Annotated in this window: 23 protein-coding genes, 1 tRNA gene and 1 pseudogene; 17 read left to right on the top strand and 8 right to left on the bottom strand. The window is 65.1% G+C overall.

Translation table 11 applies throughout. From position 1 onward, the window contains the following. Positions 1–3 precede the first annotated feature (3 nt). Positions 4–201, bottom strand: a complete 198-nt coding sequence (locus tag ACFSCT_RS17170; protein ID WP_379144836.1) for a hypothetical protein — start codon at positions 199–201, stop codon at positions 4–6. 172 nt (positions 202–373) lie between these two features. Here ACFSCT_RS17170 and ACFSCT_RS17165 point away from each other — a divergent pair. The 4 genes from ACFSCT_RS17165 to eda all read left to right on the top strand — a co-directional run bounded on the left by ACFSCT_RS17165 (position 374) and on the right by eda (position 3,171). Further along, positions 374–448, top strand: a tRNA-Thr gene (locus ACFSCT_RS17165). A gap of 95 nt (positions 449–543) precedes the next feature. After that, a complete protein-coding gene (locus ACFSCT_RS17160; RefSeq protein WP_379144834.1) occupies positions 544–1,767 on the top strand; it encodes a glutathionylspermidine synthase family protein in 1,224 nt (407 codons plus the stop codon). A gap of 10 nt (positions 1,768–1,777) precedes the next feature. Continuing rightward, positions 1,778–2,434: a DUF1190 domain-containing protein gene (locus tag ACFSCT_RS17155; RefSeq protein ID WP_379144831.1), complete on the top strand. Its 657-nt coding sequence runs from the start codon at positions 1,778–1,780 to the stop codon at positions 2,432–2,434. Positions 2,435–2,529: 95 nt separating this feature from the next. Then, positions 2,530–3,171, top strand: a complete 642-nt coding sequence (gene eda, locus ACFSCT_RS17150) for a bifunctional 4-hydroxy-2-oxoglutarate aldolase/2-dehydro-3-deoxy-phosphogluconate aldolase (RefSeq protein ID WP_379144829.1) — start codon at positions 2,530–2,532, stop codon at positions 3,169–3,171. A gap of 153 nt (positions 3,172–3,324) precedes the next feature. Here the strand turns inward: eda and dnaE are convergent, their stop codons facing one another. Beyond that, entirely contained in the window at positions 3,325–6,801 is a 3,477-nt protein-coding gene (gene dnaE / locus ACFSCT_RS17145) for a DNA polymerase III subunit alpha (RefSeq protein ID WP_379144827.1), read from the bottom strand. 106 nt (positions 6,802–6,907) lie between these two features. On the opposite strand from dnaE, the gene ACFSCT_RS17140 reads away from it, so the two are divergent. The 5 genes from ACFSCT_RS17140 to ACFSCT_RS17120 are packed head-to-tail and all read left to right on the top strand — an operon-like array spanning position 6,908 to position 11,950. Next, a complete protein-coding gene (locus ACFSCT_RS17140) occupies positions 6,908–8,473 on the top strand; it encodes an ABC transporter ATP-binding protein (protein WP_379144826.1) in 1,566 nt (521 codons plus the stop codon). Further along, the gene (locus ACFSCT_RS17135; RefSeq protein WP_379144824.1) at positions 8,470–9,546 is read left to right on the top strand and encodes an ABC transporter permease; all 1,077 of its coding nucleotides are present in this window, start codon (positions 8,470–8,472) and stop codon (positions 9,544–9,546) included. Before ACFSCT_RS17140 ends, ACFSCT_RS17135 begins: the two co-directional genes overlap by 4 nt. After that, positions 9,543–9,905 (top strand): hypothetical protein, encoded by a 363-nt coding sequence (locus ACFSCT_RS17130; protein WP_379144823.1) that lies wholly within the window; start codon positions 9,543–9,545, stop codon positions 9,903–9,905. Before ACFSCT_RS17135 ends, ACFSCT_RS17130 begins: the two co-directional genes overlap by 4 nt. Then, positions 9,902–10,831 (top strand): ABC transporter permease, encoded by a 930-nt coding sequence (locus tag ACFSCT_RS17125; protein ID WP_379144820.1) that lies wholly within the window; start codon positions 9,902–9,904, stop codon positions 10,829–10,831. The genes ACFSCT_RS17130 and ACFSCT_RS17125 overlap by 4 nt, the downstream gene beginning before the upstream one ends. 39 nt (positions 10,832–10,870) lie before the next feature. Then, positions 10,871–11,950: a BMP family ABC transporter substrate-binding protein gene (locus ACFSCT_RS17120; RefSeq protein WP_379145039.1), complete on the top strand. Its 1,080-nt coding sequence runs from the start codon at positions 10,871–10,873 to the stop codon at positions 11,948–11,950. 120 nt (positions 11,951–12,070) lie between these two features. On the opposite strand, the gene ACFSCT_RS17115 is transcribed toward ACFSCT_RS17120, so the two are convergent. The 6 genes from ACFSCT_RS17115 to ACFSCT_RS17090 all read right to left on the bottom strand — a co-directional run bounded on the left by ACFSCT_RS17115 (position 12,071) and on the right by ACFSCT_RS17090 (position 17,921). After that, the gene (locus tag ACFSCT_RS17115) at positions 12,071–13,009 is read right to left on the bottom strand and encodes a calcium-binding protein (RefSeq protein WP_379144818.1); all 939 of its coding nucleotides are present in this window, start codon (positions 13,007–13,009) and stop codon (positions 12,071–12,073) included. Positions 13,010–13,165: 156 nt separating this feature from the next. Beyond that, positions 13,166–13,600, bottom strand: a complete 435-nt coding sequence (locus ACFSCT_RS17110; protein ID WP_379144815.1) for a group II truncated hemoglobin — start codon at positions 13,598–13,600, stop codon at positions 13,166–13,168. Then, the gene (gene glnT / locus ACFSCT_RS17105) at positions 13,600–14,907 is read right to left on the bottom strand and encodes a type III glutamate--ammonia ligase (RefSeq protein ID WP_379144813.1); all 1,308 of its coding nucleotides are present in this window, start codon (positions 14,905–14,907) and stop codon (positions 13,600–13,602) included. The genes ACFSCT_RS17110 and glnT overlap by 1 nt, the downstream gene beginning before the upstream one ends. A 90-nt stretch (positions 14,908–14,997) precedes the next feature. After that, positions 14,998–16,323 carry an FMN-binding glutamate synthase family protein gene (locus ACFSCT_RS17100; RefSeq protein ID WP_379144812.1) on the bottom strand — a complete coding sequence of 442 codons (1,326 nt, stop codon included), beginning with the start codon at positions 16,321–16,323 and terminating at the stop codon, positions 14,998–15,000. Between the two features lie 7 nt (positions 16,324–16,330). Then, a complete protein-coding gene (locus ACFSCT_RS17095; RefSeq protein WP_379144810.1) occupies positions 16,331–17,020 on the bottom strand; it encodes a GltB/FmdC/FwdC-like GXGXG domain-containing protein in 690 nt (229 codons plus the stop codon). Between the two features lie 4 nt (positions 17,021–17,024). Next, on the bottom strand, positions 17,025–17,921 hold the full coding sequence (locus ACFSCT_RS17090) for a class II glutamine amidotransferase (protein WP_379144808.1): 897 nt from the start codon (positions 17,919–17,921) through the stop codon (positions 17,025–17,027). 245 nt (positions 17,922–18,166) lie between these two features. Between ACFSCT_RS17090 and ACFSCT_RS17085 the strand changes: the two genes are divergently transcribed. From ACFSCT_RS17085 to ACFSCT_RS17050, 8 genes and pseudogenes are all read left to right on the top strand, one after another. Next, on the top strand, positions 18,167–18,484 hold the full coding sequence (locus tag ACFSCT_RS17085) for a hypothetical protein (protein WP_379144805.1): 318 nt from the start codon (positions 18,167–18,169) through the stop codon (positions 18,482–18,484). After that, positions 18,484–18,873 carry a hypothetical protein gene (locus ACFSCT_RS17080; protein WP_379144802.1) on the top strand — a complete coding sequence of 130 codons (390 nt, stop codon included), beginning with the start codon at positions 18,484–18,486 and terminating at the stop codon, positions 18,871–18,873. The genes ACFSCT_RS17085 and ACFSCT_RS17080 overlap by 1 nt, the downstream gene beginning before the upstream one ends. Before the next feature lies 1 nt (position 18,874). After that, complete coding sequence (locus ACFSCT_RS17075) at positions 18,875–19,081, top strand: hypothetical protein (protein WP_379144800.1); 207 nt, start codon at positions 18,875–18,877, stop codon at positions 19,079–19,081. After that, positions 19,078–20,511 (top strand): APC family permease, encoded by a 1,434-nt coding sequence (locus ACFSCT_RS17070; protein ID WP_379144798.1) that lies wholly within the window; start codon positions 19,078–19,080, stop codon positions 20,509–20,511. Before ACFSCT_RS17075 ends, ACFSCT_RS17070 begins: the two co-directional genes overlap by 4 nt. A gap of 5 nt (positions 20,512–20,516) precedes the next feature. Beyond that, a complete protein-coding gene (locus tag ACFSCT_RS17065; RefSeq protein ID WP_379144797.1) occupies positions 20,517–21,188 on the top strand; it encodes a hypothetical protein in 672 nt (223 codons plus the stop codon). Next, positions 21,185–21,460 carry a hypothetical protein gene (locus tag ACFSCT_RS17060; RefSeq protein ID WP_379144795.1) on the top strand — a complete coding sequence of 92 codons (276 nt, stop codon included), beginning with the start codon at positions 21,185–21,187 and terminating at the stop codon, positions 21,458–21,460. Before ACFSCT_RS17065 ends, ACFSCT_RS17060 begins: the two co-directional genes overlap by 4 nt. A 170-nt stretch (positions 21,461–21,630) precedes the next feature. Continuing rightward, entirely contained in the window at positions 21,631–23,415 is a 1,785-nt protein-coding gene (locus ACFSCT_RS17055) for an APC family permease (RefSeq protein ID WP_379144793.1), read from the top strand. Positions 23,416–23,596: 181 nt separating this feature from the next. Beyond that, positions 23,597–23,917 (top strand): annotated as a pseudogene (locus ACFSCT_RS17050) (aminomethyl transferase family protein); the annotation flags it as partial. Positions 23,918–23,988: the final 71 nt, after the last annotated feature.

Below are 23,988 nucleotides of genomic sequence, written 5' to 3'. Positions count from 1 at the left end.
CCGTCAGTTGTCCCGGTCGCCCCGTCCGGGGGCCGGTTTTTTCGCCGCTTTTTCCGCCGCGTTATCCGTTGCCTCTGCCGCGCGCTCCCGTGCCTGCTCCTTGCGGCGGCCAAGATTGGCGCGCAGCGCCGCCCGCAGCCGGTCCTGGCGCGAGGGCTTTTCGGGCTGTTTCCGGTGATTGTCGTCGGGATCGCGGTTCATCTGCCCTGATTACCCTTGACGCGCCCCGCCGTCCAGTTGCCGCGGGCGGTGGCGGCGCCGAATGCTGTTGCGGAAATTTGCATTGCCCCCTTGCACGCCCGGATCAATGCGTCTAAATCCGCCCGCACGATCAAGGCCACCGGGCGACAGCCCAGCGGTCCGGGTCTCAGGCGCTGTGGTAGCTCAGTGGTAGAGCACACCCTTGGTAAGGGTGAGGTCGAGAGTTCAATCCTCTCTCACAGCACCATCTTTCTTGCCGCGCGGCCCGCGATCGGGCGCTGCGGACTTGCATCCCCCCGCCATCCTTGCCACATCGGTCTGACCCAGATAGGCAGGAACCGGATGCGCAAAGTTACCCTTCCCGAACGGCCCGGCTGGCGCGAGCGCGCGGCAGAGGTGGGTTTCACATTCGCCGACATGAATGATCAGCCCTATTGGGATGAAACCAGCGCCTATCAATTCACCCTGTCCGAGGTCGAGGATAATATCGAGGATCCCTCGACCGAATTGCACGCGATGGTGCGCGAGGCCGTGGCCGAGGCGGTGAAATCCGAGGAATGGATGACCCGCATGGCGATTCCCCGGCCGATGTGGGATTTCGTGGAACGCTCTTGGGCGGGGGGTGAGCCGGAACTGTATGGCCGGTTCGACCTTGCCTATGACGGTGACGGCCCCGCCAAACTTTTGGAATACAACGCCGACACCCCGACCTCGCTTTACGAATCCGCCAGCTTTCAATGGCTGTGGTTCGAGGATCAGCTTGCCGCCGGCGTGTTGCGCTCGGGCGACGATCAGTTCAACGGCATCCACGAAGGGCTGGTCGAACGCTGGGCCGAGATGGCGCCGCAGGGCGAGGATATTCATTTCGCCGCCGACCGCGAAAACCCCGAGGATTACGCCACCGTCGAGGCGCTGGCATGGGCCGCGCGCGAAGCCGGGCTGGGCGCGCATTACACCGATCTGACCGCGATCGGCATCACCGAGGAGGGCCAGTTTGCCGATGCCGAGGATCGGGTCATCGGCACGCTGTTCAAGCTGTATCCTTGGGAAGACATGATGCGGGACGATTTTGCCCCCTATCTGCAACCCTCGCAGACCCGGTTCATCGAACCGCCATGGAAGGCTCTGGTCTCGAACAAGGCGCTGCTGCCGCTGTTGTGGCAGATGTTCCCGGACCACCCGAATCTGCTGCCGGCGTTCTTTGCCGAGGATGTGGCCGAGGCGCTGAAGGGTGGCGCCCCTGCCCCCGCCATCGCCACCGCGTTCGAGGCAGCACTGCCGCAGCTTTCGCGCGGATATGTGACCAAGCCGATCTTTTCACGCGAAGGCGCGGATGTCACAATCACCGAAGGCGGCCGGATCACCGATGCGGCCCCGACCGGCGGTTACGCCGATCACCCGAAGATCATTCAGGCGCTTGCGCCCCTGCCGGTGTTCGACGGCTTCTATCCGGTCCTCGGCGCATGGATCACCGGCACGCGCTGCACGGGCATGGGCCTGCGCGAGGATCAGGCCCGGATCACCCATAACCTTTCGCGGTTCAAGCCGCATTTCATTCGTGACTGAGGAAACCGCCATGAAACTGTCCGCGAAACGCTCTGACCCGCCCGCGCCACCAGGGCCCCCGCGCCGCAAACGCTCGCGTCGGGCGGCGCTGTTTCTGGCGGGCGCGACGGTGCTGACGCTGTCGGCCTGCGAAGAAGACAAGGTCGACGCCGAGGCGTTTCCGGATCTGCAAAGCTGTATCACCGCCTCCAAGGAAAGCGGCCTGTGGTTCACCGAAGAGGATTGCAGGACCCAGTTCGCCGAAGCCGAAAAGACCCATCTTGAAACCGCGCCGCGCTATGAATCGCTGGCGCTGTGCGAGGAAGAACACGGCAAGGGCAATTGCGGCGGCGATCCGGCCGCCGAGGCGCAGCCGTCGCAGGGCGGCGGCTTTTCCTTCATGCCGCTGCTGGTCGGCTACATGATGGGCTCGATGCTGTCGGGCGGCGGGCGCGGCGTATTCTCGCAGCCGATGGTCAGGACCGCGCAGGGTGGTTTTTCGACCCCCAGCGGCAACCAGACCTTTGCGACCAACAGCGGCAAGGGCGCGGTCCCGGCCTCGACCTTCCAGAAGGCACCCTCGACCATCGGCAAGGCGCCGATGACGCGGGCGCAGGTCGCCAGCCGTGGCGGCTTCGGCGCCAGCCGCAGCATCGGATCGGGCGGGACGCGCAGCGTCGGAAGCTGATATTCGACACCGGCGTGCGCAGCGATTCCTTGCGGTGCCGCGCCGGATTGTTTACGCCAACAGCACCGATCCCCGCACCCCTTCCGGAGCACGCCATGACCCCCGCCGCCCAATCCGCCGCCGCCCGCAGGCTTTGCCAGATCGCCCCGGTCATCCCGGTGCTGGTGCTGCAGGATGCCGGACGCGCCGAAGCTTTGGCCAAGGCGCTGGTGGCGGGGGGCACGCCGGTGCTGGAGGTGACGCTGCGCACCGATGCGGCGCTTGAGGCCATCCGCGCGATGAGCAAGGTCACCGGCGGCCATGTCGGTGCCGGCACCGTCCTGACCCCCGATGACGTGAAACGGGCCAAGGACGCGGGCGCGACATTCGCGGTCTCGCCCGGCGCCACCGACCGGCTGATCGCGGCCTGCATCGACGCGGAACTGCCGCTTTTGCCCGGCGCCGCAACCGCGTCCGAGGCGATGCGGCTGGCCGATGCGGGCTATGACATGCTGAAATTCTTTCCCGCCGAGGCGATCGGCGGCGCCCCGGCGCTGAAATCGCTGGCCGGCCCCCTGCCCCGGATCAGCTTTTGCCCGACCGGCGGCATCACCCCGGAAAAGGCGCCAAGCTATCTGGCGCTGCCGAATGTGGTCTGCGTCGGGGGAAGCTGGATCGCCCCGGACAAGGCGGTTGCCGATGGCGACTGGCCGGGCATCGAAGCCCGCGCCAAGGCGGCCGCCGCCCTCAACGGCTAGGACCGGAAAGCGCGCTCCGGCTTGGTGCGATGAAGCCCAAGACACGGACCGCGCCGATGCACGTCCTTGCATCACGGTGAACACCGCTGAAAACGGCCCTGGGCCGACGAACGGCGGCGTGAGGGATAGCCGACGGCGCGGGGCAGCCGCCGATCAGAACTCCTCGACGGCGGCGACCGATTCGACCGAACGCAAAAGATTGCGCGCGACCGGGGTCAGGGGCCAGTTTCCCGACAGGCGAAACTCCATATCCGCTGCTTCGGTCGGGCGCGGCAGATGCAGCACGATGTTGCCGCAGGCGCGCTTGGGCGCCGTGACCTCGGCGCTGATCCGCTCCAGCATCTGCGCGACCGCGCCCGCCGCATTCGCATCGGACAGCGTGACCCGAAGCGACGCGGGCCCCGCATCCGCGACCGCCTTGTCCAGCGGCTGGATCGACCGCGCCAACAGTTTCAGCGTCTCGCCCGCAAGCTGCGCCTCGACCTTCATCGCCACGTTCAGCCCGGGTTCCAGATAGGGGCGCCCGGCCTCAAGCACGTCCGAGAAAACCGTGACCTCGAACAGACCCGAGGGGTCGGACATGCTGACGAAGGCAAAGCGGTTGCCCTTGGCCGACTTGCGTTCCTGCCGCACCGCGACCGTACCGGCAACGTCGGCCACCATCGGCCGCCCGTCCTGCGCGGCCGCGGCGAGTTCCGCCACCGAGACGATCTTCTTGCGCCGCATCGCGCTTGCGTAATCGTCCAGCGGATGGCCGGACAGGTAAAAACCGATGGCGGTATGTTCCTCGGCCAGCCGTTCGGTCGGCAGCCAGTCGGGCACGCGCGGCATCGGCGGCGGCAACAGATCCTCGCCCCCGCCGAACAGCGAGACCTGCGCCGAGCCCGCCTGTTCGTGAACCGCCGCCGACCACGCAACCAGCGCATCAAGCGAGGCCAGAACCCGCGCCCGGTGCGGATCCAGCAGATCAAAGGCGCCGGCCCGGGCCAGCATCTCCAACGGGCGCTTGCCGACCCGCTTCAGATCCACCCGGCGACCGAAATCGGCCATATCGGCAAAGGGCGTTTCGCCGCGCGCTGCGACAATGACCCGCATCGCCTCGAGCCCGACGTTTTTCAGCGCCCCCAGCGCATAGACCAGACGGCCATCGCGCACGGTGAATTTCGCCTCCGAACGGTTGATGCAGGGCGGCACCGTCTCGATGCCCATGCGGTCGGTTTCGCGTTTGTAGACCGCCAGCTTGTCGGTCAGATGCATGTCGCAGTTCATCACCGCGGCCATGAACTCGACCGGGTGGTTGGCCTTCAGCCATGCGGTCTGATAGCTGACCACGGCATAAGCCGCAGCGTGGCTTTTGTTGAAACCGTAATTCGCGAATTTCTCAAGCAGGTCAAAAACTTCCCCGGCTTTCTTCGCGTCGATTCCATTCTTGACCGCGCCGTCCACGAATTTCGGCCGTTCCTTGGCCATCTCCTCGGCGATCTTCTTGCCCATGGCCCGGCGCAACAGGTCGGCACCGCCCAGGCTATAGCCCGCCATGACCTGCGCGATCTGCATCACCTGTTCCTGATAGACGATGATGCCTTGCGTCTCGGCAAGGATGTGGTCAATGGAAGGGTGAATCGATGCAATGGGTTGCACCTCGTTCTTCACATCGCAATAGGTCGGGATGTTTTCCATCGGGCCGGGACGGTACAGCGCCACCAGCGCCACGATATCCTCGATGCAGGTGGGTTTCATGCGCCGCAGCGCATCCATCATGCCCTGACTTTCCACCTGAAACACCGCGACCGTGCGGGCCGCCGCGAACAGATCATAGCTCGCCTTGTCATCAAGCGGGATGGCGTTGATCTCGTCGATCGCGCCCTCGGGCGGGGTGAACAGGGTGCGGCCGTCCGGGGCCATGTGCAGATGGCGACCCGAGGTCCGGATCAGATCGACCGCGTTCTGGATCACGGTCAGGGTTTTCAGGCCCAGAAAGTCGAATTTGACCAGCCCGGCCGCCTCGACCCATTTCATGTTGAACTGGGTCGCGGGCATCTCGGAACGCGGATCGCGGTAGAGCGGCACCAGATGGTCAAGCGGCCGGTCGCCGATCACCACCCCCGCCGCATGGGTCGAGGCGTTGCGCAGCAGCCCTTCGATCTGGCGGGCATAGGTCAGCAACCGGTCGACCACCGGTTCCTGCGCGGCCTCGCGCAGACGCGGTTCGTCGGCCAGCGCCTTTTCGATGCTGACCGGCTTCACGCCCTCGACCGGGATCATCTTGGACAGCCGATCGACCTGACCATAGGGCAGTTCCAGCACCCGGCCGACATCGCGTACCGCCGCCTTGGACAGAAGCGCGCCGAAGGTAATGATCTGCCCGACCCGGTCGCGGCCGTATTTCTGCTGAACGTAGTGGATGACCTCCTCGCGCCGGTCCATGCAGAAGTCGATGTCGAAATCCGGCATCGAGACGCGCTCGGGGTTCAGAAAACGCTCGAACAGCAGGTTGTAGCGCAACGGATCCAGATCGGTGATGGTCAGCGCATAGGCGACCAGCGAGCCCGCGCCCGACCCCCGCCCCGGCCCCACCGGGATACCCTGATCCTTGGCCCATTTGATGAAATCGGCGACGATCAGAAAATAGCCGGGAAAGCCCATCTGCTCGATGATGCCCAGCTCGAACTCAAGCCGCTTTTCGTATTCCGCGACGCTGGTCGCATGGGGGATGACGGCCAGCCGCGCGGCCAGACCTTCGCGTGCCTGCCGGCGCAACTCCTGCACCTCGTCATCGGCAAAGCGCGGCAGGATCGGCGCATGTTTCGGCACCGCGAATGCGCAGCGGCGCGCGATTTCGACCGTATTCGCGATCGCCTCGGGCAGATCGGCGAAAAGCGCCGCCATCTCTTCGGCCGATTTGAAATAATGCGACGGCGTCAGCCGCCGCCGCGCGCCCGGCTGATCGACCCGGGTGCCGTCGGCGATGCAGATCAGCGCGTCATGGGCTTCGAACATCGCCGGTTTCGGGAAATGCACGTCATTCGTCGCGACCAGAGGCAGCGCCATGTCATAGGCAAGGGCGATCAGCCCGGGTTCGGCGGCCGCTTCGGCCTCGGTCATGCCGGCGCCCTCGACGGGATGGCGCTGCAATTCGACATACAGCCGGTCCCCGAAATCGGCGAAAAGCGCCTCGGCCAGCGCGCGGGCGGCATCGCCCTGCCCGGCGGCCAGCATCCGGCCCAGACAGCCTTCGGCCCCCCCGGTCAGGCAGATCAGCCCGGCCGAATGCGCGGCCAGATCGGCGGGCGTGATCCGCGGCCGCGCCACATCGGGCGTCAGATACAGGACCGAGGACAACGCCATCAGATTGGCATAGCCCTCGGCGTTCTGGGCCAGCAGCACCAAGGGACCGGTCTGGCCGCCGGCCTCGAGCGTCATCTGGCAGCCGACGATGGGTTGCACCCCCGCCGCCTTGGCCTTGGTCGAGAACTCCAGCGCCGCGAACATGGCGTTGGTGTCGGTCAGCGCGACGGCGGGCATCCCGGCCTCGGCCGCTGATTTGATCAGCTTGCCGACCGGGACCGCGCCCTCGAGCAGCGAATATTCGGAATGGGTGCGCAGGTGGATGAATCGGGGCTGGCTCATGGTCCGCACAGTATTGCGCCGCCGACGCAAAGTCCAATTGCGCGAATGCGGGGAAAGCGGCTAACCTAGCCCAAAGGACGATAAAAAACCGACAGGGGAATGCCGCGTGCCTGACGATCAAGGTGTTGTTTTCCGGGCCGAAGGGCTTGGGAAAACCTATCCGGGCGTGCGCGCCAATGACGATGTGTCCTTCGACGTCCGCGCGGGCGAAATCCACGCACTTCTGGGTGAGAACGGCGCCGGCAAATCGACATTGGTCAAGATGGTCTACGGCCTTGTCCGCCCGGATCAGGGCGCGATGTGGCTAAGCGGCGCGCCCTATGCGCCCGCCGACCCGCGCGCGGCCCGCGCCGCGGGCGTCGCGATGGTGTTTCAGCATTTCTCGCTTTTCGATGCGCTGACGGTCGCCGAGAACGTCGCCCTCGGGATGGAGAACCCGCCGCCGCGCCGCCTGCTGTCCGAGCGGATTCGCCGGGTCAGTCAGGAGTACGGTCTGCCGCTGAACCCGGCCCGGCGGATCGGCGCGCTTTCGGCCGGCGAACGCCAGCGGGTCGAGATCGTCCGCTGCCTGTTGCAGAACCCGCGTCTGCTGATCATGGACGAGCCGACCAGCGTGCTGACGCCGCAGGAAAGCGATCTGTTGTTCGCGACCCTGCGCAAACTGGCCGATCAGGGCACGGCGATCCTGTATATCAGCCACAAGCTCGAGGAAATCCGCACCCATTGCGACCGCGCCACGATCCTGCGCCACGGCAAGGTCGTGGCCACCGCCAATCCCCGCGACCACTCGGCCCGCGAACTGGCCGCGATGATGGTGGGCGGCGAGATGCGCCGGATCGACCGCAGCGGACGCACTCAGGGCGCGCCGGTCCTGCATATCCGCGATCTGTCGACGCCGCCGGGCGACGGGGTGGCGCTGAAATCCATCACCATCGAGTTGCGCGCGGGCGAGGTTCTGGGCATCGGCGGTGTCGCGGGCAACGGACAGGAAGAGCTTTTGTCGGCGCTTTCGGGCGAGATCGTCAGCCCCACCGGCACCGTGGTCATGGACGGCGCGGACCTGTCGCAACTGGGCCCCGACCGCCGCCGTCTGGCCGGGCTGTCGGCCGCGCCCGAGGATCGGCTGGGCCATGCCGCCGTGCCGGGAATGAGCCTTGCCGACAATGCCTTGCTTACCGCCGCCGGACGCGAGGGGCTGGTGCGCGCCGGCATGATCGACCGTCCCCGCACCCGCGAATTCGCCCGCCGGGTCATCGACGCCTTCGACGTCCGCACGCCGAATGAACTGACCGCTGCGGCGGCCCTGTCCGGCGGCAATCTGCAGAAATTCGTCATCGGCCGCGAAATCATGCAGGCCCCCCGCGTGCTGGCCGTGAACCAGCCGACCTGGGGCGTCGATGCCGGCGCCGCCGCCGCGGTCCGGCAGGCGCTTTTGAACCTTGCCCGGGATGGCGCCGGGGTGATCGTGATCAGCCAGGATCTTGATGAGTTGCTGGAGCTTTCCGACCGCTTCGCCGCGCTGAACGAAGGCCGCCTGTCCGAGCCGCGCCCGACCGAAGGGCTGACGCTGGACGAAATCGGGCTGATGCTGGGCGGGGCGCATGGCATGCGCGTGGCCGAAATCGACCCTTCCGCCCCTGAAGCGCCGGCGCTTGACGGGGTGGCGACATGATGCGGCTGGTCCCCCGGTCATCCGCCGCGCGCGGCTGGGAACTGGGCGCGCCGGTCGCGGCACTTCTGGCCACGATGATGACCGGAGCGCTGTTGTTCGCGATCATGGGATATGACCCGGTCGCCGCCATCCGCACGATCTTCTGGGATCCGCTGTTCGGCGCCAGCGCCAGCTATTCGCGGCCGCAATTGCTGGTCAAGGCGGCGCCGCTGATCCTGATCGCCTCGGGCCTTGCCATCGGGTTTCGCGCCGGAATCTGGAATATTGGGGCCGAGGGTCAGTATATCATCGGCGGCATCTCGGGCGCGGCGGTCGCGCTTGCGGTCTATCCGCTGGACGCGGTGTGGATCTTTCCGGCCATGATCATCGCCGGGGCCGCGGGCGGCTGGGCCTGGGGGATGATCCCGGCGCTGCTGCGCAACTGGTTCGGCGCCTCCGAGATTCTCGTGTCGCTGATGCTGGTCTATGTGGCGCAGAAAATTGCCGCGTGGATGGCCTTTGGTCCGATGAAGAACCCCGAGGGATACGGCTTTCCCGGCTCGCGCAATCTTCAGCAATACCCCGCCGCCTCGAACCCCGAGCTTGTGCCGAACACCGGCGCCCATTGGGGGGTCGTCGCGGCGGCGGCGGCGGTTCTGTTCACATGGTGGCTGATGAGCCGCCATATCCGGGGGTTTCACATCCGCGTCGCGGGCGAGGCGCCGCGTGCCGCCCGTTTCGCCGGTGTCCGGCCCGAGCGGCTGGTCGCCTTCTGCCTTGGGCTTTCGGGCGCGCTGGCCGGCATGGCGGGTCTGTTCGAGGTCGCGGGCCCCGGCGGCCAGATCACCGATGCATTCGGTTCCGGCTATGGTTTCACCGCGATCATCGTGGCGTTTCTGGGCCGCCTGAACCCGATCGGCATCCTGTTGGCGGGGCTGCTGCTGGCGCTGACCTATATCGGCGGCGAGTTGGCGCAACTGACGCTGAACATGCCCGCCGCGACCGTGCAGGTGTTTCAGGGGATGCTGCTGTTTTTTCTGCTGGCCTTTGACCTGCTGACCCGGTTCCGCATCGTCTGGGGGAAACTGGCATGAGCGGTGATATGGGTTCGACCCGGTGGGACAGCGCGGTTTTCTTCGTGATCGGCCTGTTTCTGGGCGCGCTGACCGGCTGGCTGATCACCACCACGGCGCTGGGATACCTTGCGCTGATCGTGGTCGTCGCGCTGATCGTCGGGCCGTGGCTGGACATCTATTTCATATCCGACATCGCCACGAAGCTGCTTGAACTGGTTTGGGCCGGGGTCTCGCGACTGGGCCATGCGATCTATCGCGGCGGTGCTTCCGCAAAGGAACCACCCGCCATCGCGGCACCGGCCTTTGGGCTGGGCTATCTGATCTCGGTCGTCGCGGTGATATGGATGTCGGCGTCAGGTGCGGGGGGCAATGCATGATCGACCCGGTTTCGGTATTCGTGCTTCTGGTGGCGGCGGCGACGCCCATTCTGTTCGCCGCACTGGGTGAATTGGTGGTGGAACGCGCGGGCGTGCTGAACCTTGGGGTCGAGGGGATGATGATCACCGGCGCGCTGGCCGGTTTCGCCGCCGCCGTCGCCACGGGAAGCCCGGCAATCGGCTTTGCCGCCGCCGCCGTGGCTGGCGCGCTGATCTCGCTGCCCTTCGCCGTCCTGACCCAGATCCTGCTGGCCAATCAGGTGGCCTCCGGCCTGGCGCTGACCCTGTTCGGACTGGGCATGACCTCGCTTTTCGGCAAGGGGTATGAGGGGATCAAGGCGCCTGCCCTGCTGCGGCCCGACCTTGGGTTTCTGGCCGAGCTGCCCTTTGTCGGCCGGGCGTTTTTCCGGTTTGACGGCATGGTCTATCTGGGCTTTCTGATGGTGCTGCTGGTCTGGCTGTTCCTGAACCGGACCCGCGCCGGGCTGATCCTGCGCGCGATCGGCGAGAACCACGATGCCGCCTATGCGCTCGGCTACAAGGTGGTGCTGGTGCGCACCGCGGCGATCGCCTTTGGCGGCGCCATGGCGGGTCTGGGGGGCGCCTATATCTCGATCGCGACGGTGTTGCAGTGGACCGACGGAATGACCGCCGGCGCCGGCTGGATCGCGCTGGCGATCGTGGTCTTTTCCTTCTGGCGGCCGCTTGGCGTTCTAGCCGGTGCCTGGCTTTTCGGCGGCGTGACCGTATTGCAGCTTCGTCTGCAGGCAGCCGGGGTTTCGGTGCCCGTCCAGCTTCTCAGCATGGCGCCCTATCTTGCCACGATCCTTGTGCTTGTGATCATATCCGCCTTGCAGAAATACAGCCATTCACAGGCATTTTCGGCCCCCGGCTCGCTGGGGCGCACATTCCACGCGCTGCGGTAAGCCGGCGCAGAAACCAACAGGGAGAATACGCCTATGTCCATGACCCGCCGCCAATTGCTCGGCACCGCCGCCGGCGCGGCCACGCTGGCCGCCGTCGGCCTTCCGGCCCGTGCGCAAGAACCGCTGAAAGTCGGCTTCATCTATGTCGGCCCCGTCGGTGACGGCGGCTGGACCTTCCAGCACGACCTTGGCCGCAAGGCCGCCGAAGAGGAATATGGCGACAAGATCCAGACCACCTTCATCGAATCGGTGCCCGAGGGCGCCGACGCCGAACGCGCACTGACCCAACTGGCACTGGCCGGGAACAAGCTGATCTTCGCGACCAGCTTTGGTTTCATGGATGCCGTCATCAACGTCGCCAAGAAATTCCCCGATGTGAATTTCGAACACGCGACCGGCTACAAGACCGCCGATAACGTGGCGACCTATGACGCCCGTTTCTATGAAGGCCGGGCCGTGATCGGCACCATCGCCGGGCGGATGACGAAATCGAACAAGATCGGCTATATCGGATCCTTCCCGATCCCCGAGGTCATTCAGGGCATCAACAGCGCCTTCATCCACGCCCGCAAGGTGAACCCCGACGTGCAGATCAGCGTGGTCTGGGCCTATACATGGTTCGACCCGGCGAAAGAGGCCGACGCCGCCGCCGCCCTGATCGCCGAGGGCGTCGATGTGATCCTGCAACATACCGATTCCACCGCGCCGCTGGCCAAGGCGCAAGAGGCCGGCGTGATCGGCTTTGGTCAGGCCAGCGACATGGCGGCCTTTGCCCCGACCCCGCGGGTCAGCTCGATCATCGACAACTGGGCGCCCTATTACATCCAGCGGATCGGCGCGATGCTGGACGGGTCGTGGAAAAGCCAGTCCAAATGGATGGGCATCGGCGACGGCGAGGTCGTGATCGGCGAAATCACCGACGCCATCCCCGCCGAGGTCAAGGACGAGGCGCTGGCGCTGAAGGACAAGATCGCCTCGGGCGCCTATCACCCCTTCACCGGCCCGCTGAAAAAGCAGGATGGCAGCGAATGGCTGGCCGAGGGGCAGACCGCGACGGATCAGGAACTCAGCGGGCTGAATTTCTTCGTCGAAGGCATCACCGCGAAAATCCCGCAATAACCGGCGCGATCGGCGCGGATCAAAAAGGGGCGGCCCGCGATGGCCGCCCCTTTTCGTATCTTTTGCCCGCGTGGCCCGGCAAATCAGCCGCCGCGCAAACCGTGGGCTTGGCCCGCTGCCTCAGGTCTTTTGCTCGGCGGCGAGTTCTTCGGCCGTGCGGAAGCCCTGCGGGAAATCGGATTCCTTCAGCTTGTCGAGGTCGTTCAGACGCGCGATCGGATCGTCGGGATTGCCGATCAGCACGACGGTGTTGCCGTCCGCATCCTCGACCATGGTCATGCGGACATAACCATCCTCGGTCAGATCGTCCTGATCGCGCACCGAGACCTCCAGCTTGTCGGTGCCCGATTTGAAATCAAGGATTTCGGCGGATTCGCCCTTGTTCAGATTGATCTGGAACAGGTCGTCATCCGCGCCGCCCTTCATATAGGTGACGTCGTTGATACCGGCGGTCGCCACCAGCGTGTCGTCACCGACGCCACCATGCTGAAATTCGCCGCCCGAGATGTGATCCTCGCCGCCACCGCCATAAAGCGTATCGCCGGCGCCACCGGTGATCGTATCGTCGCCACGCGAACCATGGGCCCAGTCGGCGCCGGTTTCACCTTCCGAGGGCAGGCCGCCGACGTCGATCACGTCATCACCCGGACCGCCCAGAATGGTGTCGTTGGCGGCCCCGCCATTGACGGTATCGTCGCCATCGCCACCGACGACATAGGTCGGCCCTTCCAGGCTGTCGATCAGATCGTCGCCGCCCGCACCATAGAATTTGTCGATCGTGGTGGGATCGCTGTCGGCCACGCCGTCGCTGATCGTGTCGTTGCCACCGGCACCGGCAATGAAATCGGCGTCCGGGGTTCCGGTCAGGTTGTCGGCGCCGTCGGTGCCGACGATGGTCGGATCCTCGGGGTCGGCGGGCGGCGGAGGCAGGTCCAGCTCATCGGGGAAATTGCCGTCGTCATCATCGTCGCTGCCGTCATCGCTGCCGCCGTTCATAATCGCCGCGGCAAGCGCCGCCAAAGGCAACAGGCCCAGCAACCACCATTCGTTTCCCATCATCTGCCCCGTGTCACGTTGATTTGCGGCGATCAAAGCATGGTTAACCGGCTGGGACAATAAGTTGCTTGGCCGGAACCGGGCGGGTTACGCAATTATGATACATGTATGATGGACAGGCGCCGCCCACGCGAGGCGGTCTTTGGGGGCGGCTGCGCGTCAGCTTCGCGTCGGTCTGTCGGGCAGATGCGTGATGTCGTCCGAGGTATTGACCAGCATCAGCGCCGCCCGGCGCAGGGTGGCGCGGATACGCTCCAGCGCCTCGGCGTCATCTATGCCGGCCTCGTCAAGCGCGCGGTCCATCAGCGCCAGCCAATCCTCGGCGTCGCGGCTGCGGATCGGGACATGGTCGTGAATCTCGCGCAGGTTCATATGGCCGTGACGCTCGGCATAAAGGCGCGGGCCGCCCAGAAACCCGGACATGAAGTCGAATTGTTCCGCCCGCACATGGCTGAGCCCGTGGCCGCGCAGGTGCATTTGCAGGATGCGGGCGCCACGCGGGTCGGTCTCGATCAGGTCATAAAACCGCGCGACCACGCCCCGCAGGGTCGCGGCGCCGCCGATCCGGTCAAGGATGGCGGCGGTCGGTTGCATCAGACGTCCAGCGTGTGGTCGTGTTCCCATTTCGAGAAATGCGAGACATAGCTGTCCCATTCCATGCGCTTCAACTTCAGATAGGCCGCGGCGAACTCGGCGCCAAGCGCGCGGTTCAGGGTTTCGTCCGCCTCGAAGGCGCGCAGCGCATCCAGAAGGTTCAGCGGCAGCTTTGGCGCATCCTTGGCCAGATGGCCGTCGGTATACATGTTGATGTCGCTGCGCGGGCCGGGGTCCAGCTTGCGGCGGATGCCGTCCAGACCGGCGGCGATGATCACCGCCTGCAGCAGATAGGGGTTCGCCGCACCGTCCGGCAGCCGCAGCTCGAACCGGCCGGGACCGGGGACGCGGACCATGTGGGTGCGGTTGTTGCCGGTCCAGGTCAGGCTGTTCGGCGCCCATGTCGCGCCGGACGAGGTGCGCGGGGCGTTGATCCGCTTGTAGCTGTTGACGGTGGGGTTGGTGATCGCCGTCATGCCGGTGCCATGGGCCATGATCCCGCCAAGGAAATTCCGGCCCTGTTCGGACAGGCCCAGTTCCCGGGAATCATCGGCGAAAGCGTTCTTCTTGCCCGATTTGTCCCAGACCGAGATATGCGCGTGCATCCCCGAGCCGGTCAGCCCCTCGAACGGTTTCGGCATGAAGGTCGCCCGCAGCCCGTGTTTCTCGGCAACCGATTTCACCATGAACTTGAAGAAGGACACCTTGTCGGCGGTGGCCAGCGCATCGTCGAATTTCCAGTTCATTTCAAACTGGCCGGTCGCGTCCTCGTGGTCGCTTTGATAGGGCTCCCAGCCCAAGGCGAGCATGTAATCGCTGATCTCGGCGATCACGTCATAGCGCCGCATCACCGCCTGCTGGTCATAGCAGGGCTTGACCGCCGTGTCGTATTCATCCGCAACCCGGTCGCCCGAGGGGCAAAGCAGAAAGAATTCCGGCTCGACCCCGGTCTTGACGCGCAGCCCTTCGGCGGCGGCCTCGTCGACCATCCGGCGCAGGACGTTGCGGGGGGCCTGCGCCAGCGGCTGCCCCTCGATCACGCAATTCGCCGGAACCCAGGCGACATCGGGTTTCCAGGGCAGTTGCACCACCGCCTCGGCGTCGGGAACCGCCATCATGTCGGGGTGGGCCGCCGTCAGGTCCAGCCAGGTCGCGAACCCGGCAAAACCGGCCCCATCCACCGCCATGTCGTTGATCGCCTGCGCCGGTACGAGTTTCGCCCGCTGCGCGCCGAACAGGTCCGTATACGAGACCATGAAGTATTTCACTCCATTCTTCTCGGCAAACGCTGCCAGGTCCTTGGCCATCTATAGATACTCCCTGCTAGGTTTTCTCGCGCTGTTTACTGTTCCGCGCCAGTGTTGTGTGCCTGCGTCGTCGCTAGTTCTCCGAACCCGTCAATAGCCGGTCTTGCCCGGAATCCAGTTGGTTCCCGCGATGGGAACATTGGCCATCGCCGCCGCCTCGACGGTCAGGGCGCAAAGATCCTCGGGCTCAAGATTGTGCAGGCTGCTTTTGCCGCAGGCGCGCGCGATGGTCTGCGCCTCGAGTGTCATCACTTTCAGATAATTGCGCAACCGCCGCCCGCCCTGCACCGGATCGAAGCGGCTGAACAGCGCCGGGTCCTGGGTGGTGATCCCGGCCGGGTCCCGGCCTTCGTGCCAGTCGTCATAGGCGCCGGCGGTCGTGCCGAGCTTGCGGTATTCCTCCTCAAGTGCCGGGTCGTTGTCGCCAAGCGCGATCAGTGCGGCGGTCCCGATGGCGACTGCATCGGCGCCAAGCGCCATCGCCTTGGCCACATCGGCGCCGGTGCGGATCCCGCCCGAGACGATCAGTTGCACCTTGCGGTGCATGCCAAGATCCTGAAGCGCCTTCACCGCCTGCGGAATGCAGGCAAGCGTCGGCATACCGACGTTTTCGATAAAGATGTCCTGCGTGGCGGCGGTGCCGCCCTGCATGCCGTCGACGACGACCACATCCGCCCCGGCCTTCACCGCCAGCGCGGTGTCGTAATAGGGCCGCGCGCCGCCGACCTTGACGTAGATCGGCTTTTCCCAGTCGGTGATCTCGCGCAGCTCAAGGATCTTGATCTCCAGATCGTCGGGGCCGGTCCAGTCCGGATGCCGGCAGGCCGAACGCTGGTCGATACCTTTCGGCAGGTTGCGCATCTTCGCCACCCGGTCCGAAATCTTCTGCCCCAGCAGCATACCGCCGCCGCCGGGCTTGGCGCCCTGCCCGACCACGATTTCAATCGCGTCGCAGCGGCGCAAATCGTCGGGGTTCATCCCGTATCGGCTGGGCAGATACTGGTAAACCAGCGTCTTGGAATGGCCGCGTTCCTCTTCGGTCATGCCGCCGTCGCCGGTGGTGGTCGAGGTGCCGGCCTCGGTCGCGCCGCGCCCCAAAGCCTCTTTCGCCGGGCCGGACAGCGCGCCGAAGCTCATCCCCGCGATGGTGATCGGAATATCGAGATGGATCGGCTTTTTCGCGTGACGGGTGCCCAGCCACACGTCGGTGGTGCATTTCTCGCGATAGCCTTCCAGCGGATAGCGGCTGATCGAGGCGCCGAGGAACAGCAGATCGTCGAAATGCGGCAGATGCCGCTTTGAGCCGCCACCGCGGATGTCATAGATGCCCGAATCCGCGGCGCGGCGGATCTCGGCGTTCACCTCGGGCGAGAATGTCCACGAGTATTTGGGCGGCGTGTGGGGAAAATCGCTCATGGAAGCCTCAGTATTCGCCAGCGTGGTCGATATTGAAATTGTAAAGTTTGCGGGCCGAGCCGTAGCGTTTGAACTCTTCGGGCTTGGCCTTGCCGTCCGCTTCGCCGCGTTTCAGCAGGTCGGCCAGCAGTTCCAGATGTTCGGGGCGCATTTCCTTTTCGACGCAATCGGCGCCAAGGCTTTTGACGTCGCCGCGCACGAACAGCCGCGCCTCGTAGAGCGAATCGCCAAGCGCGTCGCCGGCGTCACCCAGCACCACCAGATTGCCCGATTGCGCCATGAAGGCCGACATATGGCCGATGTTGCCATGCACCACGATGTCGATGCCCTTCATCGAGATGCCGCAGCGCGAGCTTGCGTTGCCCTTGATGACCAAAAGGCCACCGCGTCCGGTGGCCCCCGCATATTGGCTGGCATCGCCGTCAACGATCACCGCGCCCGACATCATGTTCTGCGCCACACCCGGCCCGGCCGAGCCGTTGACGCGGATCGTCGCCTGCTTGTTCATGCCCGCGCAGTAATAGCCGGTCGAGCCGTCGACGGTGATGTCCACCGGCGCATCCACACCGGCCGCGATGGCGTGGCTGCCGCGCGGATTGGTCACGGTCCAGGCGGTCTGGTTGGTATCCTGACTCAGTTGATGAAGCTGGCTGTTCAGCTCGCGCAGGCCAAGCTTCCCAAGGTCGAAATTCTGCATATTCTCAGCGCTCCCAGAAATAGACGGTCGCGGGCTCCGGTTCCCAGACCCGGGCGTTTTCGATTCCGGGCAGGTTCACCATCGCCCGGTATTCCGAGCCGAAGGCGACATACTGGTCGGTTTCGGCCATGACCGCCGGCTTGCAGGCGATCGGGTCGCGGATCACGCCAAAGCCGTCCTTGGTGCCGACGACGAAGGTGAAGAAACCGTCCAGATCGGTCAGCGTCGCCTCCATCGCCTCGCCCAGCTTGGCGCCCTCGTTCATCTTGTGGGTCAGGAAGGCGGCGGCGACCTCGGTGTCGTTCTGGGTCTCGAAGGTCATGCCGGCGTCGGACAGCACGCGGCGCACCGAATTGTGGTTCGACAGCGAGCCGTTATGCACAAGGCACTGATCCGCGCCGGTCGAGAACGGGTGCGCGCCCTGCGTCGTGACGGCCGATTCCGTCGCCATCCGGGTGTGGCCGATCCCGTGGGTGCCAGCCATCTTCTCGACATGGAACCGCGCCGCCACATCCTTGGGCAGGCCGACCTCCTTGAAGATCTCGATCTCCTCGCCGGCGCTCATCACCGTGGTGTCGGGGCGCAGATCGCGCATCGCGGCGCGGGCCTCGGCCAGCTTTTCGGTGGGCAGTTCCAGCACGATATGTGTATCCTTGACCGTGCCCTTGACCTTGGCGTCGATCGCCTTGCCAAGATCGCCCGCCAAGCCCTTGAAATTATTCGCGGGGTCCGGCGACTGAACGGTCAGTTTCGCGACCCCCTTCTTGCCGTGACCATAGATGGCGATACCGGCGCTGTCGGGGCCGCGGTCGGTCATGGTGATCAGCATGTCGGTCAGCATCTGACCAAGCTTGGGTTCAAGCTTCGGGTCCTTGAGGAAAAGCCCCACAATTCCGCACATAGCGCGATTCTTTCCCGGTTGTGGCATCCCGCATGAATGGGTCGGGACGCGGTCAAGTTCTATGAAACTATTTTCACTCTGCGGCAAACAATCCTAGGCGTCAACACCGCGATTGTCGAATCCGACAGGCCGTCCGGTCAAAGTTTTTCTTGACAGAATGTCGCAGGCACCATTTCCTTTCATGAAATATAGTTGCCGCGCAGTCTAAACCCAATTCACGCCAACTGCTTGAAAAGGAAAGACGAATGGACAGTCTTCAATCTCGCATCGAAAACATGCACAGGCGTGACGTGATGGTCGCCTGGGCCTTTATCGTGGGGCTTTGGCTGGCGATGGTGTTTGTCGCCATCTCGGTCTGGCCCCTGGCCCCAAGCGGCGCGGCGCGGGTGGTTCTGCTGATCGCGGGCGCGGTTGTGCTGACCTTCAACACCGCCGCGATCATGGCGATGCTGCGCCATTACCGCGAGGACCGGGATTTCATGTACGGGCTTGACCTGCGGTTTCTGGACGAGGCGCGGGAACGTCGCGCACAAAGCCGTGCACAAGATCGGGGGCGCGGCTGATGGCGAAATATACCCCTCCGGTCCAGTCGCGGGCCGGTCAGATCATCGACGTGATCGTGCTTCTGGTTCTGGCGCTCGGGGCGCTTTACGTGCCGCTTTGGCTGGGGCTGGCCGGCAGCGCCAAGGTCGACACCCCGGTCCCCGACCCGACGTGGGAGACGCTGGGCCAGAACGCGACCATGGCCGAACGCTGGCAGCAGCTTGGCTTTGCGACCCCGGCCGATGCCGCGCCGATCATCACCTCGCGGTTCAACTACGCCTTCAGCTGGTTCGAACTGATCGTCATGGCCATCGTCATCATCGGTTATTTCGTGATGATGCTGCGCCTTTCCGACAAGGAATATCGCGAAGTCGTCGACGCCCGGTTCGGCGACAGGGAGAAGCGGTGACATGAGCATCTGGAACATTCTGGAAATCGCGGCCTGGATCGGCTCGGCCATCTTTGCCGCGCTGATCGTCTTTGACTGGCTGCGCACCGATTCAACCTATTCCGAGGCCGAACTGCTTTCCTCGCGCGAGGGTGAGCTTGAGGCGCTGACTGAACAGCACCGCCTGCCGGCGGGCCATAACGCCAAGACCGGGGGCAAGCCAGAATGACCGACCGCACAACATCGGCCGCCGAAGAACTGCCCGGCGACGAACTGCCAGACGGCGCAAAGCCCGGCGGCTTCGGGCTGTCCCGCGTTCTGGGCCCGGCACATATCTGGGCGCTTGGCGTCGGCATCGTGCTGGTCGGCGAATACATGGGCTGGAACTTTGCCGTCGGCAAGGGCGGCGCCTATGCGGCGCTGATCGCCTGCTGGTTCGCCGGCATCCTTTACACCTGCGTCGCCATGATCGACAGCGAGGTCACCTCGACCGTGGCGGCGGCGGGCGGCCAGTATACGCAGGCCAAGCATATCGTCGGCCCGCTGATGGCCTTCAACGTCGGGCTGTATCTGGTCTTTGCCTATACGATGCTGGAAGCGGCGAACGCCATCACCTTCGGCTTTCTGATCGACACCGTCGCCAATCTGACCGGGTATCAAGGCATCGACCAGCGCCCGTTCATCATCCTGTCGATCATGTTCCTGGCCTGGCTGAACTATCGCGGGGTGCTGGCGACGCTGACCTTCAACCTTGTCATCACCGCCTTCGCCTTCACCGCCATCGTGGTTCTGTTCCTCGCCGCCGTGCTGAAGCCGGGCGCGCCGCTTCTGGCCCATGCCGCGCTGATGGAGGGGGGCTTGCCCTATGGCTGGCTTGGCGTTCTGGCGGCGATGCATTTCGGACTGTGGTTCTATCTGGGGATCGAGGGCACCACGCAGGCCGCGGAAGAGGTCCGCTCACCCGCCCGCGCCCTGCCCTTCGGCACGCTGGCCGGGATCATGACGCTGCTGATCGCGGCGACGCTGACCTGGTATGTCTGTTCCGGCCTGATGCCGTGGGAATATCTGGGTCAGGCCGGGGTGCCGCTGTTCGATGCGGCGCGGCTGACCGGATCGCCGCTGCTTATGGTGCTTCTGGGCATCGGCACGATGTTCGCCACGCTCGCATCGGCGAACGGCTGCATCAACGACGCCTCGCGGGCATGGTTCGCCATGGGCCGCGACAATTACCTGCCATCATGGTTCGGCGCCGTGCATCCGGTCTATCGCACCCCCTATCGCTCGATCATCTTCCTGATCCCGATCGCGCTGACCTTCGCGCTGGGGGCGCCCCTGGATCAGGTGATCACCTTCTCGATCCTGTCGGGGCTGCTGGAATATACGTTCATGCCGCTGAACATCATCCTGTTCCGCCGCAAATGGCCGCTGGATTCGATCAAGCGCGGCTATGAGCATCCGTTCCATCCGATCCCGGCGCTGACGCTGCTGGCGCTGTGCGCGGTCACCTATTTCGCGGTGTTTCTGGGCTATGGCACGCAACTGGTCGCGATGGTGGTTTTCTATGTCATCGTCTCGCTGTGGTTCCACTTCTGGCGCTATCGCTTTGTCGACCGCGCCAGCCAGTTCACCATGCCGTGGCACCGGCCACAGGGGTACTAGCACCCATGGGCCCCATCGTCCCGCTTGTGGTTCTTGTGGTGGCCGGAATTGCGCTGGCCCATGCCGCACGGGCCTTTGGGCGGGGGCTGGCCCGGCGTCGTCACGGGCGGCGGATCATGCTGGACGGCGTCGCCGGCGATCTTGCGGATCCGCGCCGCCTGATCGCGGCGGACGGCTGGCCGCGCATCTCGGGGCGGTGGCGGGGCGCGGTCTTTGACCTGCAACTTCATCCCGACGCGCTGGAGGTCCGCAAGCTGCCAAGCCTGTGGCTGGAGGTCGCGCTGATCCGCCAGGCGGCCCGGCCCCGCCTGACGATCAGCCGCCGCCGCATCGGGCCGGCGCGCGACCTGCCGCTCCCGGTCGAAACACCGGGCGCGTTTCCCGAGGACGCCCGGATTTCCACGGATGATCCGGCGGCGCGGCTGCCCGATCCGCAGCCGCTCAACGCCGCTTTCGCCGGGCTGGGGGATCGTCTGCGCGAGGTCGAACTGACCCCTTCCGGCATCCGCCTGACCTGGCTTCTGGCCGAGGCCGACCGTGGCCGCTATCTGCTTGGGCGCGACGCCGAATTCCCGGTCGATCCGGTCCCCGCCGATCTGGCGGCGCGGCTGTTCGATGCCGCCCTTGCGCTTGACCGGGCCCTGACCGCGCCACCCGGCGAAAGGATCGCGGCATGAGCCGCACCCCCAATCCCTATGCGGTGATGGGGCTGGCGACGATCCTGCCGGGCATGGGACATGTGTGGCTGGGATTGCCGAAACGCGGGCTGGGTTTCGTGTTGTTCATCCTGCTTCTGGGCGCGGCCACCGTGCTGACCGCGCCTGATGCCGCATCGCCCGTCGGCCGCATCGCGGGCGGGTTGTTCGTATGGGCGATGTCGATCCTTGACGCTTATCGCATCGCCCGGATCCGCAGCGCCACAAGCGCCGCGCGCGGGGCCGGAAAATGATCCGTCATCCCCTGATTTCACGGCCAGAATTTTCCCGGCCAGAATGCCCTGTAACGCATCACCCGCATCAAAGGAATTTGAGGCCCTGCGCCGTGCCGCCTGCATCAGGTCAATAACCAAAGACCGGCCCGATCAAGGCGCCGGCCATCAAACAGTGAGAGAGGGAACCGATGAGTGTGACCACTGACTATCGCGATCCGCCGCAGCACGAGCTGCAAAGATCGCTGACCTGGCGCGGGGCCTTTTGGGTCGCGGCGGGCGTGCCGCCGCTGGTCCTGTTCTCGATCGGCGGCATTGCCGGGGTCGCGGGCAAGGCGGCTTTCGTCGTCTGGATCGTGTCGATGTGCATGGGGTTCCTGCAATCCTTCACCTATGCCGAAATGGCCGGCATGTTCGGCAACAAATCGGGCGGCACCTCGGTCTATGGCGCGACCGCGTGGCTGCGCTATTCCAAGCTGATCGCGCCCTTGTCGGTGTGGTGCAACTGGTTCGCGTGGAGCCCGGTGCTGTCGCTGGGTTGCGCGATCGCCGCCGGCTATATCCTGAACGCCTTTTTCCCGATCCCGTCGGCCGACAGCGCCCTGGTCGCGGACTGGATCGCCGCGAACTCGGCCAGCCTGACCGCCGCCGATCCGCGGGTCGTCGAATGGTTGGGAAGCAACCCCGGCACATCGGCCGAACAGGCGATCAACGCCATTCTGTCGACCGATGCCGTGACCGCCCTGACCCCCGCCTTCCGCACGTGGGAGCTGTTCGCGCTGCAAATCCCGGGGCTCGGGACGCTGCATTTCAACTCGACCTTCGTGATCGGGACGATCCTCATGCTGATCATCTTCGGTATCCAGCACCGCGGCATCGCCTCGACCGCCTCGGCGCAGAAGGTGCTGGCGATCATCGTGCTGGTGCCGCTTCTGATCGCCGGGGTCTGGCCGATACTGACCGGCTCGATCCAATGGGCGAATGTCACCGATATCGTGCCGCCGACGGCGGCCTATGCGGCCGAGGAAGGGTCGTGGAATCTGGGCGGCTGGACGCTGGTTCTGGGGGCCATGTATATCGCGGCATGGTCGACCTATGGTTTTGAAACCGCCGTCTGCTACACGGCCGAACTGCGCGACCCGGCGCGCGACACGTTCAAGGCGATCTTCTATTCCGGCCTGTTGTGCATCCTGTTCTTCTTCCTGATCCCGTTCGCGTTTCAGGGCGTTTACGGCCACGCGGGCATGCTGAACCCCGGCATCGTCGACGGCACCGGCGTGGGCGAGGCGTTGGCGCGGATGGTGTCCGACAGCCGGATCTGGATCCAGTTGTTCGTGCTTCTGATGATCCTGGCGCTGTTTCTGGCCATCATGACCGCGATGGCGGGATCGTCGCGCACGCTTTATCAGGGATCGCGCGACGGCTGGCTGCCGAAATACCTCAGCCGGGTCAATTCGCACGGCGCACCCACCGGGGCGATGGCGACGGACCTTTGCTTCAACCTGATCCTGCTGGCGCTGGCGTCGGATGCGGGCGGCTATTTCTATGTGCTCGCCATTTCCAACGTCGGCTATCTGATCTTCAACTTCCTCAACCTGAACGCCGGCTGGATCCACCGCGTCGATTCCCCGGACCGGCCGCGTCCGTGGCGCGCGCCGACGTTTCTGATCGGCGTGAACACCGTTCTGGCGTTCGTGAACGCGCTGTTTCTGGGTGCGGGCGCCAAGGTCTGGGGATATTCGAACGCGCTTTGGGCGGGGCTGATCTTTGCGGCGCTGATCATCCCGGTGTTTGCCTGGCGGCATTACGTGGTGGACAAGGGCGTCTTTCCCCCCGCCGCGATGGAGGATCTGGGCCTGCCCCCCGATGCGCGGCATCTGGGCGAACGGCGCGCCGGCATGCTACCCTATCTTGCCCTGATCGCCGGGGCGATCTTGGTCCTGTGGGCCAACTGGTTCTTCGTCCTGCCGGGCTGATCCCGGCCCGCGCCCCTTTCTTGCGCACCAGAGGCAGCAGGAATGCTGCCTCTTTCTTCATGCCGCGATCAGGACGTGGCGCCGGCCTGATTGCCTGTCAGTGATTTTTGTTCACTTGCATGTTGATTTCCAGCCAGCCCCGACCGACACTGACGTCAACACAGACGGGAGGAGAGTGGAAATGACCAATTCGTGGCGATTCTCGACGCTGGGGGACCGGCACCGTGCGCTTGGATCCGAGCTTGAGGATTGGAGCGGCATGGGCACCGCATGGAGCTATTCCAAGGGCGATCCCGAAAAGGAATATGAGGCGATCCGCACCAAAGCGGGGCTGATGGACGTTTCGGGACTGAAAAAGATCCACATCACCGGACCCGCCGCCAGCCATGTGATCGAGCGCGCCACCACGCGGAACATGGAAAAGCTGATGCCGGGCCGGTCGGTCTATGCCACGATGCTGAACGATGCCGGCAAGTTCATCGACGATTGCGTGATCTATCGGGCGCCTCTAAAAATTGCAGCAATGCGGCGGTCGGGGTATGACGCGGGAGGCGTTCGACGGTAGGGGCATGG

This window comes from Paracoccus pacificus (assembly GCF_042680785.1).
Lineage (GTDB): Bacteria > Pseudomonadota > Alphaproteobacteria > Rhodobacterales > Rhodobacteraceae > Paracoccus > Paracoccus pacificus.
Note: the sequence above shows the minus strand (reverse complement) of the source record. Positions and strands in the feature narration are given on the sequence as shown.

Excerpts from the sequence above, each read along its gene's own strand:
- ACFSCT_RS17085 (WP_379144805.1), top strand. The coding sequence starts at position 18,167 with ATGGACAGTCTTCAATCTCGCATCGAAAACATGCACAGGCGTGACGTG.
- ACFSCT_RS17075 (WP_379144800.1), top strand. The coding sequence starts at position 18,875 with ATGAGCATCTGGAACATTCTGGAAATCGCGGCCTGGATCGGCTCGGCC.
- ACFSCT_RS17170 (WP_379144836.1), bottom strand. The coding sequence starts at position 201 with ATGAACCGCGATCCCGACGACAATCACCGGAAACAGCCCGAAAAGCCC.
- ACFSCT_RS17060 (WP_379144795.1), top strand. The coding sequence starts at position 21,185 with ATGAGCCGCACCCCCAATCCCTATGCGGTGATGGGGCTGGCGACGATC.
- dnaE (WP_379144827.1), bottom strand. The coding sequence starts at position 6,801 with ATGAGCCAGCCCCGATTCATCCACCTGCGCACCCATTCCGAATATTCG.
- ACFSCT_RS17095 (WP_379144810.1), bottom strand. The coding sequence starts at position 17,020 with ATGCAGAATTTCGACCTTGGGAAGCTTGGCCTGCGCGAGCTGAACAGC.
- glnT (WP_379144813.1), bottom strand. The coding sequence starts at position 14,907 with ATGGCCAAGGACCTGGCAGCGTTTGCCGAGAAGAATGGAGTGAAATAC.
- ACFSCT_RS17090 (WP_379144808.1), bottom strand. The coding sequence starts at position 17,921 with ATGTGCGGAATTGTGGGGCTTTTCCTCAAGGACCCGAAGCTTGAACCC.
- ACFSCT_RS17160 (WP_379144834.1), top strand. The coding sequence starts at position 544 with ATGCGCAAAGTTACCCTTCCCGAACGGCCCGGCTGGCGCGAGCGCGCG.
- ACFSCT_RS17135 (WP_379144824.1), top strand. The coding sequence starts at position 8,470 with ATGATGCGGCTGGTCCCCCGGTCATCCGCCGCGCGCGGCTGGGAACTG.
- ACFSCT_RS17070 (WP_379144798.1), top strand. The coding sequence starts at position 19,078 with ATGACCGACCGCACAACATCGGCCGCCGAAGAACTGCCCGGCGACGAA.
- ACFSCT_RS17130 (WP_379144823.1), top strand. The coding sequence starts at position 9,543 with ATGAGCGGTGATATGGGTTCGACCCGGTGGGACAGCGCGGTTTTCTTC.
- eda (WP_379144829.1), top strand. The coding sequence starts at position 2,530 with ATGACCCCCGCCGCCCAATCCGCCGCCGCCCGCAGGCTTTGCCAGATC.
- ACFSCT_RS17120 (WP_379145039.1), top strand. The coding sequence starts at position 10,871 with ATGACCCGCCGCCAATTGCTCGGCACCGCCGCCGGCGCGGCCACGCTG.
- ACFSCT_RS17100 (WP_379144812.1), bottom strand. The coding sequence starts at position 16,323 with ATGAGCGATTTTCCCCACACGCCGCCCAAATACTCGTGGACATTCTCG.
- ACFSCT_RS17110 (WP_379144815.1), bottom strand. The coding sequence starts at position 13,600 with ATGCAACCGACCGCCGCCATCCTTGACCGGATCGGCGGCGCCGCGACC.
- ACFSCT_RS17125 (WP_379144820.1), top strand. The coding sequence starts at position 9,902 with ATGATCGACCCGGTTTCGGTATTCGTGCTTCTGGTGGCGGCGGCGACG.
- ACFSCT_RS17080 (WP_379144802.1), top strand. The coding sequence starts at position 18,484 with ATGGCGAAATATACCCCTCCGGTCCAGTCGCGGGCCGGTCAGATCATC.
- ACFSCT_RS17065 (WP_379144797.1), top strand. The coding sequence starts at position 20,517 with ATGGGCCCCATCGTCCCGCTTGTGGTTCTTGTGGTGGCCGGAATTGCG.
- ACFSCT_RS17155 (WP_379144831.1), top strand. The coding sequence starts at position 1,778 with ATGAAACTGTCCGCGAAACGCTCTGACCCGCCCGCGCCACCAGGGCCC.
- ACFSCT_RS17115 (WP_379144818.1), bottom strand. The coding sequence starts at position 13,009 with ATGATGGGAAACGAATGGTGGTTGCTGGGCCTGTTGCCTTTGGCGGCG.
- ACFSCT_RS17055 (WP_379144793.1), top strand. The coding sequence starts at position 21,631 with ATGAGTGTGACCACTGACTATCGCGATCCGCCGCAGCACGAGCTGCAA.